The organism is Micromonospora sp. NPDC049201, from assembly GCF_055586805.1.
The window spans coordinates 285,653-300,974 of record NZ_JBVJHM010000005.1; the positions used below are offsets into that span (position 1 = coordinate 285,653).

General features: G+C 74.8%; 13 protein-coding genes. 9 read left to right on the top strand and 4 right to left on the bottom strand.

Translation table 11 applies throughout. From position 1 onward, the window contains the following. Positions 1-376: 376 nt before the first annotated feature. The 6 genes from ACZ6O5_RS13250 to ACZ6O5_RS13275 all read left to right on the top strand — a co-directional run bounded on the left by ACZ6O5_RS13250 (position 377) and on the right by ACZ6O5_RS13275 (position 7,587). Positions 377-1,348, top strand: a complete 972-nt coding sequence (locus tag ACZ6O5_RS13250; protein ID WP_465976943.1) for an ATP-binding cassette domain-containing protein — start codon at positions 377-379, stop codon at positions 1,346-1,348. After that, positions 1,345-2,178 (top strand): ABC transporter permease, encoded by an 834-nt coding sequence (locus ACZ6O5_RS13255; RefSeq protein ID WP_465976945.1) that lies wholly within the window; start codon positions 1,345-1,347, stop codon positions 2,176-2,178. The genes ACZ6O5_RS13250 and ACZ6O5_RS13255 overlap by 4 nt, the downstream gene beginning before the upstream one ends. Positions 2,179-2,257: 79 nt before the next feature. Continuing rightward, positions 2,258-5,047: a DEAD/DEAH box helicase gene (locus ACZ6O5_RS13260; protein WP_465976946.1), complete on the top strand. Its 2,790-nt coding sequence runs from the start codon at positions 2,258-2,260 to the stop codon at positions 5,045-5,047. Continuing rightward, positions 5,044-6,345 (top strand): SWIM zinc finger family protein, encoded by a 1,302-nt coding sequence (locus ACZ6O5_RS13265; protein ID WP_465976948.1) that lies wholly within the window; start codon positions 5,044-5,046, stop codon positions 6,343-6,345. Before ACZ6O5_RS13260 ends, ACZ6O5_RS13265 begins: the two co-directional genes overlap by 4 nt. A 100-nt stretch (positions 6,346-6,445) precedes the next feature. Further along, positions 6,446-7,252 (top strand): TetR/AcrR family transcriptional regulator, encoded by an 807-nt coding sequence (locus tag ACZ6O5_RS13270; protein ID WP_465976950.1) that lies wholly within the window; start codon positions 6,446-6,448, stop codon positions 7,250-7,252. Between the two features lie 23 nt (positions 7,253-7,275). After that, positions 7,276-7,587 carry an NIPSNAP family protein gene (locus ACZ6O5_RS13275; RefSeq protein ID WP_465976951.1) on the top strand — a complete coding sequence of 104 codons (312 nt, stop codon included), beginning with the start codon at positions 7,276-7,278 and terminating at the stop codon, positions 7,585-7,587. 32 nt (positions 7,588-7,619) lie between these two features. Here the strand turns inward: ACZ6O5_RS13275 and ACZ6O5_RS13280 are convergent, their stop codons facing one another. Beyond that, positions 7,620-8,624 carry a helix-turn-helix transcriptional regulator gene (locus ACZ6O5_RS13280; RefSeq protein WP_465976953.1) on the bottom strand — a complete coding sequence of 335 codons (1,005 nt, stop codon included), beginning with the start codon at positions 8,622-8,624 and terminating at the stop codon, positions 7,620-7,622. A gap of 89 nt (positions 8,625-8,713) precedes the next feature. Here ACZ6O5_RS13280 and ACZ6O5_RS13285 point away from each other — a divergent pair, with 89 nt between their 5' ends. Beyond that, positions 8,714-9,298 carry a mycothiol transferase gene (locus ACZ6O5_RS13285; protein WP_465976955.1) on the top strand — a complete coding sequence of 195 codons (585 nt, stop codon included), beginning with the start codon at positions 8,714-8,716 and terminating at the stop codon, positions 9,296-9,298. 18 nt (positions 9,299-9,316) lie between these two features. Here ACZ6O5_RS13285 and ACZ6O5_RS13290 read toward each other — a convergent pair whose 3' ends face one another. Then, on the bottom strand, positions 9,317-10,534 hold the full coding sequence (locus ACZ6O5_RS13290) for a MalY/PatB family protein (RefSeq protein WP_465976957.1): 1,218 nt from the start codon (positions 10,532-10,534) through the stop codon (positions 9,317-9,319). Between the two features lie 33 nt (positions 10,535-10,567). On the opposite strand from ACZ6O5_RS13290, the gene ACZ6O5_RS13295 reads away from it, so the two are divergent. After that, positions 10,568-11,125 (top strand): GNAT family N-acetyltransferase, encoded by a 558-nt coding sequence (locus tag ACZ6O5_RS13295; protein WP_465976959.1) that lies wholly within the window; start codon positions 10,568-10,570, stop codon positions 11,123-11,125. Positions 11,126-11,158: 33 nt separating this feature from the next. Here ACZ6O5_RS13295 and ACZ6O5_RS13300 read toward each other — a convergent pair whose 3' ends face one another. After that, on the bottom strand, positions 11,159-11,980 hold the full coding sequence (locus ACZ6O5_RS13300) for an MOSC domain-containing protein (RefSeq protein WP_465976961.1): 822 nt from the start codon (positions 11,978-11,980) through the stop codon (positions 11,159-11,161). 3 nt (positions 11,981-11,983) lie between these two features. After that, complete coding sequence (locus ACZ6O5_RS13305) at positions 11,984-13,612, bottom strand: acyl-CoA dehydrogenase family protein (protein ID WP_465976962.1); 1,629 nt, start codon at positions 13,610-13,612, stop codon at positions 11,984-11,986. A 168-nt stretch (positions 13,613-13,780) separates the two neighbouring features. On the opposite strand from ACZ6O5_RS13305, the gene ACZ6O5_RS13310 reads away from it, so the two are divergent. Beyond that, positions 13,781-15,322, top strand: coding sequence for an ABC transporter substrate-binding protein (locus ACZ6O5_RS13310; RefSeq protein ID WP_465976964.1), 1,542 nt, complete (start codon positions 13,781-13,783; stop codon positions 15,320-15,322).

Here is a 15,322-nt window from a genome sequence, read left to right on the forward strand (position 1 = left end):
GAAACGCTTGTGGTGGGCCGGTCCGGGCGGACGCGGACACGAGTCATCCGCCGCTCCGGGCGGCCTTTTCCATGTCGGGAGAATCGCTTCGGCCGGCCATTCTGCGCCCTCACCGGGGTCTTGCCGCAAGACCCGGGGTGCGCTATATGGTGATGGTGGCGGGAAGGCGAGCGCCCCCCGCTCTCTCCCGGGCCGGTTCGCCGTCGCGAGGCCCGCTCCGCGCCGTCCCGGCCGTCGCCGGACCGCGCCCCGCCGAATGTCGTGACCCCGCCGTCCAGCCGGCGTCCCCGCGTCGTGTCCAACTCTGCCGTAGCACTTACCGTATGATGTACGCTAGGGCCTGCCGTCGGAGCGACACTGCGGAGGAGGGCGCGACGTGGCAGCGGGCGAACACGCGATCATCGCGGAGGGGCTACGCAAGCGGTACGGGGACAGGAGCGTCCTGGACGGGTTCGACCTGCGGGTCCCGCCGGGCACCGTGTGCGGCCTGCTCGGCCCGAACGGCGCCGGCAAGACCACCGCGGTGCGGATCCTGTCCACCCTGCTCCGGTTCGACGAGGGGCGGGCCGAGGTCGCCGGCTTCGACGTCGCCCGCCGGCCCGACCAGGTGCGCCACCGCATCGGTCTGGTCGGGCAGCACGCCGCGCTGGACGAGGTGCTCAGCGGCCACCAGAACCTGGTCATCTTCGGCCGCCTCTGCCACCTCGGCACGAAGCGGGCCCGGCAGCGCGCCACCGAGCTGCTGGAGCGCTTCGGCCTCGCCGACACCGGCGACAAGCCGGTCAAGGCGTACTCGGGCGGCATGCGGCGCCGGCTCGATCTCGCCGCCGGCATGATCCTCACCCCGTCGGTGCTCTTCCTCGACGAGCCGACCACCGGTCTGGACCCGCGCGGCCGCAACGAGGTCTGGGAGTCGGTCCGCGAACTGGTCCGCTCCGGCACCACCGTGCTGCTCACCACGCAGTACCTGGACGAGGCCGACCGGCTCGCCGACCAGATCTCGGTACTGGACAGCGGGCGGGTCATCGCCGCGGGCAGCCCCGACGAGTTGAAGTCGCGGCTCGGCGGCGACCGGATCGACCTCGTGCTGCACGACGCCGGTGACCTGGCCGTGGCCGCCGCGCGGCTGCGGCTGGTCGCCGGCGCCGAGCCGGAGGTCGACCCCGACCGCCGCCGCGTCAGCGCCCCGGTCGGCGACCGGGTCGGCGCGCTCACCGAGGTGCTGCGGGCGCTCGACGCGGGCGGCGTCTCCGTGGCCGACGTGGCGCTGCGCCGTCCGACGCTCGACGAGGTGTTCCTGCACCTGACCGGCCACCGCTCGCGGGCGGCCGAGGAGGTGGCCGCGTGACCGGCACGACCCTGCCCACCGCGATCGGCCCGGCCGCCGTGCCCGGGCGACCGTTCCTGTTCGCCGACAGCGTCACCCTGACCCGGCGCGGCCTGGCGCACTGGCGCCGCGACCCGGGGCCGCTCATCGCGTCGCTGGGCTTCGACGTCGTCATGGTGCTGATGTTCGCCTACCTGTTCGGCGGCGCGCTCCAGGTGCCGGGCGGCGGTAGCTACCGCGAGTTCCTGATGCCCGGCATGTTCGTCATGACCATGGTGTTCGGCATCAGCCTCACCACCCTGGCCGTCTCCGCCGACGTCGACCGGGGCGTCACCGACCGGCTCCGGTCGATGCCGGTGTCGCCGCTGGCCCCGCTGATCGGCCGCGCCGCGGCCGACATGCTGTTCGCGGTGGTGACCCTGGCGGTGATGGTGCTCGCCGGCCTCGCCGTCGGGTGGCGGGCGCACGGCGGCGTCGGCGCCACGCTCGCCGCGTTCGGGCTGATCCTGCTGCTGCGCTTCGCTCTGGTCTGGGTCGGCATCTTCCTCGGCCTGGTGATGAGGGGGCAGCAGGCGGTCGCCGGCGTGCAGACGCTGGAGTTCCCGCTCGGCTTCCTGTCCAACGCGTTCGTGGCGCCGTCCACCATGCCCGCGTGGCTCGGGACGGTGGCGGAGTGGAACCCGCTGTCGGCCACCGTCGGCGCCGTCCGGGAGCTGTTCGGCAACCCCGGCTGGGGCGGTGACTCCTGGGTGGTGTCCCACTACCCGGTGCTGGCGGTGGCGTGGCCGCTGGTCCTGGTGGCGGTCTTCCTGCCGCTGGCGGTCCGCAGATACCACTCCTTGCGCAACTGACCCGCCCGGGCGGACGGGTAAGCTACGGTACGTTGTACGCCAAGCGGGGTGGACCGTCGACGCGAACGGGAGGTACGAGGTGCTGCTCGCGCGGTTCGCGGTCGTCTTCGCGCCGGGCGATCCGCCCCGGGCCGGCACGGTCAGCTTCTACGACCCGACCGGCGACGCGGTGCCCGACGAGTGCGACGAACTCGGCGACGTCCGCGAGCTGACGCTGGCCCTGCCCCTCGACGGCCCGGTCGAGGCGTGGCAGGTGCGGGTCTGCGCCGTGCCGGTCGCCGACGCGGTGCGGCAGCTCGTCGCGCTGCGCGACGCGGCGGACGTGACGCCCGCCGCCGCGTTCTGGTCGGCGGTGGCGGTCACCGGCCTGCACCTGGTGGCGCGGGGCCGGCTGCTGCCCGGCGTCACCCCGGCCGGGCACGACGCCTGGCGGGTCGGCCCCTTCGACGTCGCCGTCGTGGAGCGCATCCGCGCGCTCGCCGCGGCGATGCCGGCCGGGGCTCGCGCCGTGCCGGTCGACCCGTTCGCCGGGACGCTCGTGCTGCCCGACGCCGAGGACCTGGTCCGGGCGTTCCTGGACGCGGTGGCCGACACGCTGCCGCGTATCCCGGCGGCGCCGTGGCTGACCGGTGACGACCGGTTCACCGGCCTGGACCCGCAGCCGGTGGAGGAGCTGCGCGACTGGGCGCGGGAGGTCTCCGCCGGCCTGGACACCGGGCTGCGGGTGGCGTTGCGGCTGGAGGGGCGCGGCGACTTCGCCACCACCGGCCTCACCGCCGTGGTCCGCCTGCGCAGCCTCGCCGACCCGACGGTGGTCAGCGACGCGGCCGCGCTCTGGGAGGGCGACGCGCACGGCCTCGGCGAGCAGGCCACGTTCGAGGCCATGCGCGCGGTGCGTCGGGCCGCGACGGTGTGGCAGCCGCTGGCCCGGCTGCTCGACGAGGCCGCCCCGGTCGAGCTGGAACTGCTCGACGAGGACCTGACCGACCTGCTGGGCGGCGCCGAACGGCGGCTCGCCGCGGCCGGCATCGACGTCGAGTGGCCGCCACGGCTGTCCCGCGAGCTCACCGCCCGCGTCCTGATCTCCTCGCCGCCGGAACAGCCGGCCGACCCGGCCGGCTTCCTCCGCTCGGCCGCGCCGATGCCGCGGAGCTGGCAGCTCACGCTCGCCGGCGAGGCGCTCACCGACGCGGAGATGGACCTGGTCGCCAAGTCCCGGCCGATCGTCCGGCTGCGCGAGCGGTGGGTGGCGGTCGAGCCGGAACTGGCCCGCCGGGCCCGGGAGCGGCAGCTCCCTCCGCTCCAGGCGTACGACGCGCTGGCCGCCACGTTGATCGCCAGCACCGAGGTGGACGACGAGCGCGTCGAGGCGGTGGCCGACGGCTGGCTCGGCGCGTTGCGCGAGCGGATCGCCGAGCCGGACGGCGGCCCCGAGCGGTTGGCCCCGCCGGCCGGGCTGGCCGGCACGCTCCGCGCGTACCAGTTGCGGGGGCTGCGCTGGCTGGACCGGATGACCTCGCTCGGCTTCGGCGGCTGCCTCGCCGACGACATGGGTCTGGGCAAGACCGTCACCGTCGTCGCGCTGCACCTGCGTCGCCGCGCCGACCCGGCCCTCGCCGGGCCGACGCTCGTGGTCTGCCCCGCCTCGGTGCTGGGCAACTGGGAACGCGAGATCCGCCGGTTCGCGCCGGGCGTGCCGGTCCGCCGGTTCCACGGCGCGGCCCGCACGCTCGACGACCGCACCGACGGGTTCGTGCTGACCAGCTACGGCAGCATGCGACTGGACGCGGCCGTGCTCGGCGGGCGGCGGTGGGGGATGGTGGTCGCGGACGAGGCGCAGTACGTGAAGAACCGGCTCAGCGGCACCGCGAGGGCGCTGCGCGAGATCCCCGCCGACGCCCGCCTCGCGCTCACCGGCACGCCGGTGGAGAACAACCTCTCCGAGCTGTGGACCATCCTCGACTGGACCACGCCCGGCCTGCTCGACACGATCGGCGTGTTCCGGGCCCGGTGGGCCCGGCCGATCGAGGTGGACCGGGACGCGTCAGGCGTGGACCGGCTGGCCCGCCTGGTCCGTCCGTTCCTGCTGCGGCGCCGCAAGTCCGACCCGGGCATCGCGCCGGAGCTGCCGCCGAAGACGGTCACCGACCACCTGGTGTCGCTCACCGCCGAGCAGGAGACGCTCTACCGCCGGGTCGTCGACGAGGTGATGGGCGAGATCCGCGCCAACCCGACCGGCATCGCCCGCCGAGGGCTGGTGCTGAAACTGCTCGTCGGGCTGAAGCAGGTGTGCAACCACCCGGCGCACTACCTGAAGGAGCCGCACGGCGAGCTCGCCGGCCGCTCGGAGAAGTTGCAGCTCCTCGACGACCTGCTGGAGACCATCCTCGCCGAGGACGGCGGGGCCCTGGTCTTCACTCAGTACGTGCGGATGGCCCGGCTGCTGGAGCGGCACCTGGCCGAGCGGGGCGTGCCGGCGCAACTGCTGCACGGCGGCACGCCGGTGCCGCAGCGCGAGGAGATGGTCCGCCGGTTCCAGGCCGGCGCGGCGCCGGTGTTCCTGCTCTCCCTCCGGGCGGCCGGCACCGGTCTCAACCTGACCCGGGCCGACCACGTCATCCACTACGACAGGTGGTGGAACCCGGCCGTGGAGGAGCAGGCCACCGACCGGGCGTACCGGATCGGGCAGACCAAGCCGGTGCAGGTGCACCGCCTGATCGCCCAGGGCACCCTGGAGGACCGGATCGCCGCGCTGCTGGAGTCCAAGCGGGAGCTGGCCGACGCGGTGCTCACCGGCGGCGAGACCGCGCTGACCGAACTGTCCGACGCCGAGCTGCTCCGGCTCGTGCGGCTGCGCGACGAGGGATGACGGACGTGGAGTTCGACGACGAGTTCGACGACGAGCCGGACGACGAGCCGGCCGGCCCGGTCGAGGACGACGGGCGGGCCCGCAGCTTCCCGGCGTTCGGGCCGGGCCGGCGGATCGGCCGGAAGTTCGCCGACACCTGGTGGGGCAATGCCTGGATCGAGTCGATGGAGCACACCGCGCTCGACCCGGAACAGCTCAGGAAGGGCCGGCGGTACGCGTTCGCCGGCCAGGTCGGGTCGATCACGGTCAGCCCCGGGCGGATCTCCGCGCCGGTGCACGACGGCGACCAGTACACCCCGCACCACACCGAGGTCCGGATCGGGACGCTCGCCGACGCGGAGTGGGACCGCCTGCTGGACCGGGTCGCCGCCCGGGCCGGGCACATCGCCGCGCTGCTCGACCGGGACATGCCGCAGGAGCTGGTGACCGCCGCCGACGACGCCGGGGTGCGGCTGCTGCCCGGCTACGGCGACCTGGAGCCGTCGTGCGACTGCCCGTCCTGGGACCATCCCTGCCGGCACGCCGCGGCGCTGTCCTACCAGGCGTCCTGGCTGCTGGACCGGGATCCGTTCGTGCTGCTGCTGATGCGGGGCCGGGCGGAGCCGGAGCTGGTCGAGGAGCTGCGCACGCGTAACGCCGGCCGCGCGGTCGCCGCCGGCGCGGCGGACGCCGTCGGCGTCCGGGCCGAGGAGGCGTACGCGAGCGTCCCGGCCGCCCTGCCCGGGCCGCCGCCGGTGGTCCGCGACGAGCCGATGGCGCTCACGCCGCTGCTGGCCCCGCACGACGCGCCCGGCCTGGACGCCGAGGCGCTGGGCGTGCTCGCCGCGGATGCCGCGTCCCGGGCCCGGCGCCTGCTCACCGCCGACGCGGCCGAGGTGCTCGCGCCCGAGCACGACGCCTGGTCGGACGCCGTGCGGCTGGCGTCGCGGATGCCGCGCTCGCGGGCCGCGCGCCGCCTCGGCGAGGCCAGCGGCCGGGCCGCCGACCTGCCCCTGGCGATCAGGGCCTGGGAGTACGCCGGCGCCGCCGGCCTGGCCGCTGTCGACGCGGTGTTCAGCCCGCCGAGGGAGCTGGTGTCCCGGGCCACCGACGCGCTGCGCGAGGCCGGCGGGATCGGCGGCGCGACGCCGGAGGTGCGGAACTGGCGCAACCGCTGGACCGTGGGCCGGGACGTGCAGGTGCGCTACGGCCCGGACGGCCGCTGGTACCCGTTCCGCAGGCGTTCCGGCCGGTGGTGGCCGGCGGGCCCGCCCGGACCGGACCCGGCCGACGCGCTGCTGGACCTGTCGAGGGACTGATCCGTGGACCGGCGGCCGGCCGGAGGGTCCCGCTCCGGCCGGCCGCCCCAGCGGACGGCCCGTACGCCATACGGTATGGCGCCGGTAGGATGGAGCCACTATGTCGAAGGAGCGCAGCGGCAAGGCCGACCCCGCACGCAGCCTGGCCATTCTCTGGCGCACCCGGGAGCCCACCAGCCGCGGCACCGGTCCGGGGCTCAGCGTCGACCGGATCGTGCGGGCGGCCGTCGAGATCGCCGACGCCGAGGGCATCGACGCACTCACCATGCGGCGGGTCAGCGAGGCGCTGGGCGCCGGAACCATGTCGGTCTACACCTACGTGCCCGGCAAGTCGGAGCTGCTCGACGTCATGGTCGACACCGTCTACGGCGACATGCCGCGCCCGGCCGACGTGCCGGGCGGCTGGCGCGGCCGGCTGGACCGGATCGCCCGGGACAATCTGGCGCTCTACCGCGCCCACCCGTGGCTGCTGCGCGCCGAGACCAGCCGCCCGGTGCTCGGCCCCCACACGCTCGCCAAGTACGACTACGAGCTGCGCGCCGTGGCCGACATCGGGCTGGACGACGTGGAGATGGACGCCGTGCTCACCCTGGTCCTCGGGCACGTCAAGAGCATCGCCCGCGCCGACCACGACGGCGCGCGGCTGGAACGCGAGACCGGGATGACCGACGGGCAGTGGTGGCAGATCCACGGCCCGTGGCTGGAGAAGTTCATGACCTCGGGCAGCTACCCGACCGCGGCCCGGGTCGGCTCGGCCGCCGGGGCGGCGCACGGCGCGGCCTACGGCCCGGAGTACGCCTTCGAGTTCGGGCTGCGGCGGGTGCTGGACGGCATCGCGGTGGTGGTCGCCGAGCGCACGGGCGGGGCCGGTCCACTGGGCTCGCCCCCGAGCGACGCCGGGCGGTGACCGCGCGCCGCTAGGGTGGCCGCATGATCACGTGCGTCGTGCACTACACCATCGATCCCGCCCGGATCGAGGCGTTCGAACGGTTCGCCCGTGTCTGGATGACGCTGGTGGCCCGGCACGGCGGCGTGCACCACGGCTACTTCCTGCCCGCCGAGGGCGCCAGCGACCGCGCCGAGGCGCTGTTCAGCTTCGAGAGCCTGGCGGCGTACGAGCGGTACCGCTCCCGGTTCGGCGTGGACCCGGAGTTCGTCGCGGCCGACCGGATCCGCGACGAGTCGGGGTGCGTGCTGCGGTACGACCGCACGTTCATGCGCCCGCTCCTGCCGACCGACTGACGCCGTCGCCGTGCTGCGGGCGAGGGCGGTCGTCACGGGGAAGCTGGCCGGCGGGTGCCGACGGCCGCGGCGGCGTAGCGCCGGGCCAGGCGGGCGAACGCGTCCCGCAGCTCGGGCGGCCCGACCACCTCGATGTCGGCGTCGTACCGGCCGAGCAGGGCCGCCAGGCCGGGCCAGGACCAGCCGCCGAGCACCAGCCGGCAGCGGTCCGGGCCGAGCTCCTCGACCAGGCCGTCGCGGGTCCAGGTGGAGACCGTCCGGGCCGGCAGGTCGAGGATCACCTCCCCCCGGCACGGCCAGTCACCGGAGCCGCCGGCGCCGTGGAACCGGCCGGCGACGTACGCCGCCACGTCGCCGCCGGGAAGCTCCCGGGGCGTGAACCGGGGGCCGGTCGGCGTGCGCGGACTGATCCGGTCGACGCGGAACGTGCGCCAGTCGTCGCGGTCCAGGTCCCAGGCGACGAGGTACCAGCGCCCGCCCCAGGTGACCAGGTGGTGCGGCTGGACCCGGCGCGGCGGCGGCAGGCCGTGCGGTGCGTCGGCCGCCGGCCCGGCCGGGTAGTCGAAGCGCAGCACCTCGCGGGCGTGCACGGCGGCGCTGAGCGTCACCAGCAGGCCCGGCTCGACCCGGGGCCCGACCGCGCCGCCGGACTTCTCCACCGCGACCACCCGCAGGGCGTCGACGCGGTGGCGCAGCCGCGCCGGCATGACCTGCCGGACCGTGGTCAGCGCCCGCGCGGCCGACTCCTCGATGCCGGTCACCGTGGTCGCCGCGGTCTGCAACGCCACGGTGAGCGCCACGGCCTGCTCGTCGTCGAAGAGCAGCGGCGGCAGCGCCGCCCCGGCGCCCAGCCGGTAGCCGCCGTCCGGGCCCTTGACAGCGGCGATCGGGTAGCCCAGCTCGCGCAGCCGGTCGACGTCGCGGCGCACGGTCCGCGCGCTCACCCCGAGCCGTTCGGCCAGCACCGCGCCCGGCCAGTCGCGACGGGCCTGCAACAGGGACAGCAGGGCGAGCAGGCGGGCGGACGTCGTCGGCATGGACCGCATTCTGCCCTTGGTAGCGGACAGGAACTGACCGCTACGCCTGCGAGCGTCGACCGGTACCGATCGCCGACCGGAAGGAACCGATGACCGTGACCGCCCCGACCGCGCCGCCCACCACGCTCGACGCCGAGCGGACCGACCTGCTCCGGGCGCTCGCCGGCGCCCGCGCCGCGCTGACCGCCACGGTGCGCGACCTGACCGATGCCCAGGCGGGGGAGCGCCCCACCGTGAGCGCGCTCTGCCTGGGCGGGGTGCTCAAGCACGTCGCGTCCGGCGAGGAGGCCTGGCTGCGGTTCGTGGTCGACGGCCCGGCGGTGATGACCTTCACCCTGCCCGACGGCGTGACCTGGGCGGAGTTCCTGGCCGGCACGGCGCGCGAACTGCCGCGCTGGGCGATCGAACGGGAGCGGACGTTCCAGATGCTGCCCGAGGACACGCTGCCCGCCATCCTCGACCGGTACGCGCGGGTCGCCGCCCGTACCGAGGAGATCGTCGCCGGTCTGGACGACCTGTCGGCGGCGCATCCGGTGCCGGACGTGCCCTGGCACGAGCCCGGCACGGTGCTGAGCGTGCGCGCGGTGCTGATGCACGTCACCGCCGAGACCCGGCAGCACGCCGGGCACGCGGAGATCCTGCGCGAGACGCTCGACCGGCGGACCACCACCTGACCCGGCGCGGGCCCGCCCTCACCCCGGCGCGGCGACGGCCCGGCCCATCCGGGTCACCGCCTCGGTCAGCACGGCCGGCGAGGTGGCGAAGTTGAGCCGGACGAAGCCCGCGCCGCCGGCGCCGAAGACGTGCCCGGAGCTGAGCGCCACCCGGGCGTCGTCGAGGAACATCCGCGCCGGGCCGGACAGGTCGGTGACCACGCCCGGCCCGTCACCCGGCGTCTCGGTGGGCACGCCGAGCCGGGTGCAGTCCAGCCAGGCGAGGTAGGTGCCCTCGGGCGGCTGCCAGGACACCGCGGGCAGGTGCTCGGCGAGCAGCGTCCCGAGCAACGCGCGGTTGGCGTCGAGGCCGTCGAGGAGCTGGTCCAGCCACGGCCCACCGGCGGCGAACGCGGCGGTGTGCGCGAGCACCCCCAGGTGACTGGGCCCGTGGCTGACCTCCTCCGGCATCCGGGCCAGGTCGGCGGCGGCGTCCGGCCCGGCGACCGCCACCGCCGCCTTGAGACCGGCGAGGTTCCACGCCTTGGACGCCGACAGCAACGCGAACGCGTTCCCGGAACCGGGGACCGAGAGGTAAGGGGTGAACCGCGCGCCGGCCAGCGCCAGCGGAGCGTGGATCTCGTCGGCGACGACCCGGACGCCGTGCCGCGCGGCCAGCTCGGCGACGGCGGCCAGCTCGTCGCGGCGGTGCACCACGCCGGTCGGGTTGTGCGGGTTGCAGAGCAGGAACGCGGGCCGTGCGCCGAGCAGCCGGGCCCGGCGGAACGCCTCGTCCAGCGCGGCGAGGTCGAGCCGTCCGTCCGGCCCGAGCGGGGCCTCCAGCACCCGCCGGTCGGCGTGCGAGACGAACGCGTAGAACGGCGGATAGACGGGCGGGCAGACCACCACCGCGTCATCCGGTTCGGTGACCAGCCGCAGCACCTCGACCACGCCCATCATCACGTCGGGCACCAGCGTGCTGCGCCCGACCGGGAAGTCCGGCCAGTCCCAGCGCTGCGCCGCGAACCCGGCGAGCGCCTCCGCGTAGCCCGTCCCGTGCGCGTAACCGGTGTCGCCCAGCTCGACCGCGCGGCGCAGCGCGTCGGCCACCGGCGGCGCGAGCGGCACGTCCTGCTCGGCCACCCACAGCGGGAGCACGTCCGGCGGGTGCAGCCGCCACTTGACGCTCGTGCGCTGCCGGAGCTGGTCCAGCGTCAGCCGGGTGAGCGGGTTGCGGTCGTCGGCGGAAACGCGCATGCCGTTCACCCTAGGCGGCTCTACCATCGCCCGATGGCCCGCCCGACGTATCCACTGCGGACGCCGCGACTGCTGCTGCGCCCGGTCACGCCCGACGACCTGGACGACGTGCACGCCTGGCAGCGCCGTCCCGACGTGTGCCGCTGGACGCTCGCGCAGCCGCGTACCCGGGAGCAGTCCCGGTCGTCGGTGGCCGCGATGGTGGGCGAGGACGCGCTGCGCGCGGAGGGCGACTGCCTGACGCTGGCCGCGGTCGCCGGCGACCGGGTGATCGGCACGGTGGAGCTGGTCTGGCGCAGCCGCGCCGACCGCACCGCCGAGCTGGGGTACGTCTTCCATCCCGACCACGGCGGCCGGGGCCTGGCCACCGAGGCGGCCGGCGCGCTGCTGGACTGGGGGTTCGGCCCGTTCGGGCTGCACCGGGTGACGGGCCGGTGCCATGCCGGCAACGAGGCGTCCGCCCGGTTGCTGGCCCGGCTCGGCATGCGCCGGGAGGCGCGGCACGTGCGCAGCTACCGGTTCCGTGACGAGTGGGCCGACCAGCTCGTCTTCGCCGTCCTCGCCGACGAGTGGCGCCCCCGCGCGGGCTGAGCCGGCCGCGTGCGGCCCCGGGTCCGGAGGCGGTCAGTCGGCGGTGACCGGGTCGCCGACCCGGATCTCGCCGGCGCCGACCGGGATGAGTCGGACGCCGAACCACACCTTCCCGTCCCACCGCCGGTGCCGCGCCAGCGTGCGGATCGGCTCCCTGCCGCTGGTGAGCGTCACCGGGTCGACCAGCGTGAGCGAGCAGCGGTCGCAGCGTTCCGCGACCCGGAAGTCGACCGCGCCGATGCGCACCCGGGTCCAGCCGTCCTCGGCGAACGGCGCGACCGGGCCGTCGAGCACCACGGTGGGCCGGAACCGGGCCATCGGCAGCGGGTCCGGCGCCGGCTCGCCCCGCTCCAGCGCGCCCTCGACGATCCAGTCCCGCAGCCGGCGCAGCGACGGCAGCGTGGCGACCAGCAGCGGGCCGGCGTCGGCGAGGTTCAGCGGGTCGCCGGGGCGGCCCCCGTGCGCCTCCGACACCGGGCGGCGGCGCGGGTCGTCCAGCCAGCCCAGCCGCACCGGACGCGCCAGGCGCTCGGTGAGCCACTCGTGCGCCTCGGTGGTGGCCAGACGCACCGAGTCCAGCCGGGACAGCGTGGTGGCGGCCGGCGGGCCGGCCACCGGCTCGGGGACGACCAACGAACCGCCGGCCCGGTCGGTGAGCGTGAGGGAGCCGACGCCGGGCACGGCGGTCAGCCCGAGCATCCGGGGCGCGGTGCGGGCGGTGAGCACCGCGCCGTCCGGTTGCAGCAGCACCCAGCGCCGGTCGTGCCGCAACCCCCACGGCTCGACCGTGGCCCGGTCGACGTCCACGCCGGCCAGCGACTTCACCGGGTGGATGTGGGCCGAGACGAGTCGCACCGGTCAGCCGACCTTCGGGGCGGCCCGGTCGATGATCGCGGCGAGGTCGAGGCCGCCGGGCAGCGTCCCGTACGCCTGACCGTGGTCGCCGCCCAGCCGGGACGCGCAGAACGCGTCCGCGACCGCCGGGTGGCCGTGCCGGACCAGCAGTGCGCCCTGGAGCACCAGCGCGAGCCGCTCCACCACGCGGCGGGCCCGCAGCTCCAGGTCGGTGTGGTCGGCCAGCTCGTCGCGCACCGCGCGGACCGCCGCGTCGAGGCGCGGGTCAGCGCCGGCCGCGGCGGCCACCTCCGCCTCGTACGCGGCCAGCACCTGCGGCTCCCGGGTGAGCGCACGCAGCACGTCCAGCGCGGCGACGTTGCCGGAGCCCTCCCAGATCGAGTTCAGCGGCGACTCGCGGAACAGCCGCGGCATGCCGGATTCCTCGACGTAGCCGTTGCCGCCCAGGCACTCCAGCGCCTCGGCGGCGTGCCCCGGCCAGCGTTTGCACACCCAGTACTTCCCGACCGCCAGCGCCAGGCGCTTGAACGCGGTCTCGCCGGCGTCGCCACGCGCCGACCGGTCGGTCGCGCCGGCCAGCCGCGTCATCAGCACGGTGGCCGCCTCGGACTCCACCGCCAGGTCGGCCAGCACGTTACGCATCAGCGGCTGCTCGGCCAGGTAGCGGCCGAACACCTGCCGGTGCGTGGCGTGGTGCACGGCGGTGGTCACGCCCTGACGCATGCCGGCCGCCGCGCCGATCACGCAGTCCAGGCGGGTCAGGTTGACCATGTCGATGATGGTGCGCACGCCGCGGCCCTCGTCGCCGACGCGCCACGCCACCGCGTGCTCGTACTCGATCTCGGCGGAGGCGTTGGAGCGGTTGCCGAGCTTGTCCTTCAGCCGCATCAGCCGCATCGGGTTGCGACCGCCGTCGGGCAGCACCCGGGGGACCAGGAAGCAGGTGAGGCCGTCCGGCGCCTGGGCGAGCGTGAGGAACAGGTCGCACATCGGCGCGGAGGTGAACCACTTGTGCCCGACCAGCCGGTAGCTGCCGTCCGGCTCGGGCCGGGCGGTGGTGGTGTTGGCGCGCACGTCCGAGCCGCCCTGCTTCTCGGTCATCGACATGCCGGCCAACAGGCCGCGCTTGCTCTCCGGCGGGCGCAGCCCGAAGTCGTACTCGGTGCTGGTGAGCAGTGGCTCGTAGCGCGCGGCCAGCTCGGGGCTGTGCCGCAGCGCCGGCACCGCCGCGTAGGTCATCGAGATCGGGCAGCCGTGCCCGGCGTCGGGCCGCCAGACGTAGAAGCCGGCGGCGCGGGCCACGTGCGCGCCGGGCCGGTCGTCGGCCCACGGCGCGGCGTGCAGGCCGTGCCCGACCGCGGTACGCATCAGCTCGTGCCAGGAGGGATGGAACTCCACCTCGTCGACGCGGTGGCCGTAGCGGTCGTGGGTGCGCAGCACCGGGGGGTGCTCGTTGGCCAGCCGGCCGTGCTCGGTGGCCGCCTCGCCGCCGGCCAGCCGGCCCAGCTCGCGCAGCCCGGCGGCGGCCCAGCCGGCGCCCTCCCGGGCCAGGCCGTCGAGCAGCGCCGGATCGTCGGCGGTGTCGTGGCCGACCAGCGGCGGGACCTGGTTGACGACCTCGTGTGTGGTCACGGCGGCACTCCCAGCGCGCGGTGGCGGAAGGTGGATTGAACCACCGTTCAACCCTGACCGGCAACCGCGCGTCGACAGGTCGATTCGGCTCGATTCGGTTGACATCATCCCGCTCGGCGAGAAGAGTGGCCGAAACTTTCTTTTGTTCGGAAAGCGGCAGGGGGGCCAATGTCCAGGAACAAGCTCGGCGTGATCGGCGCGGCGCTCACGCTCGCGGCCGGTGTCCTGTCCGGATGCAGCGGCGGCGAGGCCGTCGACGTCGGTGACGGCGGCGGGAGCGCCGGGGGCGCGGGCGGTGTCCTCAACGCCGCGATCGGCGGCGAACCGGACCAGCTCGACCCGCACAAGACGTCCGCCTACTACAGCTTCCAGGTCCTGGAGAACGTCTACGACACGCTCGTCGAGCCGGACGCCGACCTGAAGATGGTGCCGTCGCTGGCCACCAAGTGGACCACCAGCGCCGACCAGCTCACCTGGACGTTCACCCTGCGCGACGGGGCGAAGTTCTCCGACGGGTCGCCGCTGACCTCGGAGGACGTCGTCTACTCCTACGAGCGGATCATCAAGCAGAAGCTGAACACCGCCTACAAGTTCGCCACCGTCAAGTCGGTGACCGGCCCCGACCCGGCCACCGTCGTGGTGACGCTGACCGCGCCCACCCCCAACCTGCTGGCCAACCTGGGCGGCTTCAAGGGCGTGGCGATCGTGGAGAAGTCCAACGTGGAGTCCGGCAAGGTGAAGACCGCGCCGGTCGGCAGCGGCCCGTTCAAGGTCGCCGGCTACACCTCGGGTGACAGCATCAAGCTGGTCCGCAACGACACGTACTGGGGTGACAAGCCGAAGCTCGACGGCGTCACCTTCACGTTCGTCAAGGACCCGACCGTCGCGCTGCAGAACCTGCGCAGCGGCCAGGTGCAGTGGACCGACAACCTGCCGCCGCAGCAGGTGACGTCGTTGCGCGACGGCGACGACCCGGTGGTGAAGACCGCGCCGTCGACCGACTACTGGTACGTGGCGCTCAACGAGGCCCGCAAGCCGTTCGACAACCCCGAGGTCCGCCGCGCGATCGGCTACGCGCTGGACCGGGAGGCGATCACCAAGGCGGCCAAGTTCGGTCTCGCCACGGTCAACCAGACCGCCATCCCGCGCGACAGCGCGTTCTTCTACGACTACGCGCCCTTCTCGCACGACCCGGCCAAGGCGAAGCAGATGCTCGGCCAGGCCGGCGTCGGCAACCTCACCATGGACCTGATGGTCACGAGTGAGTACCCGGAGACGGTCACCGCCGCCCAGGTCATCGCCGCGCAGCTCAAGGACGTCGGGATCACCGTGAAGATCCGTACGCTGGACTTCGCCCAGTGGCTCGACGAGCAGGCCAAGGGGAACTTCGACGGGTTCATGCTCGGCTGGCTGGGCAACGTCGACCCGGACGAGTTCTACTACGCCCAGCACCACAGCGGCGGCACGTTCAACTTCCACAAGTACGCCAACCCGGCCGTGGACAAACTGCTCGACACCGCCCGCACCGAGACCGACCAGGCCGCCCGCAAGCAGGCGTACGACCAGGCGGCGAAGCAGATCGTCGACGACGCCAGCTACCTCTACCTGTACAACCCGGACGTGGTGCAGGGCTGGTCGAAGAAGGTCTCCGGCTACGACGTCCGCAGCGACCGGGCGATCCGGTTCCGCACGGTCGCCCTCGGCAAGTGA

Excerpts from the sequence above, each read along its gene's own strand:
- ACZ6O5_RS13265 (WP_465976948.1), top strand. The coding sequence starts at position 5,044 with ATGACGGACGTGGAGTTCGACGACGAGTTCGACGACGAGCCGGACGAC.
- ACZ6O5_RS13270 (WP_465976950.1), top strand. The coding sequence starts at position 6,446 with ATGTCGAAGGAGCGCAGCGGCAAGGCCGACCCCGCACGCAGCCTGGCC.
- ACZ6O5_RS13275 (WP_465976951.1), top strand. The coding sequence starts at position 7,276 with ATGATCACGTGCGTCGTGCACTACACCATCGATCCCGCCCGGATCGAG.
- ACZ6O5_RS13280 (WP_465976953.1), bottom strand. The coding sequence starts at position 8,624 with ATGCCGACGACGTCCGCCCGCCTGCTCGCCCTGCTGTCCCTGTTGCAG.
- ACZ6O5_RS13285 (WP_465976955.1), top strand. The coding sequence starts at position 8,714 with ATGACCGTGACCGCCCCGACCGCGCCGCCCACCACGCTCGACGCCGAG.
- ACZ6O5_RS13290 (WP_465976957.1), bottom strand. The coding sequence starts at position 10,534 with ATGCGCGTTTCCGCCGACGACCGCAACCCGCTCACCCGGCTGACGCTG.
- ACZ6O5_RS13295 (WP_465976959.1), top strand. The coding sequence starts at position 10,568 with ATGGCCCGCCCGACGTATCCACTGCGGACGCCGCGACTGCTGCTGCGC.
- ACZ6O5_RS13310 (WP_465976964.1), top strand. The coding sequence starts at position 13,781 with ATGTCCAGGAACAAGCTCGGCGTGATCGGCGCGGCGCTCACGCTCGCG.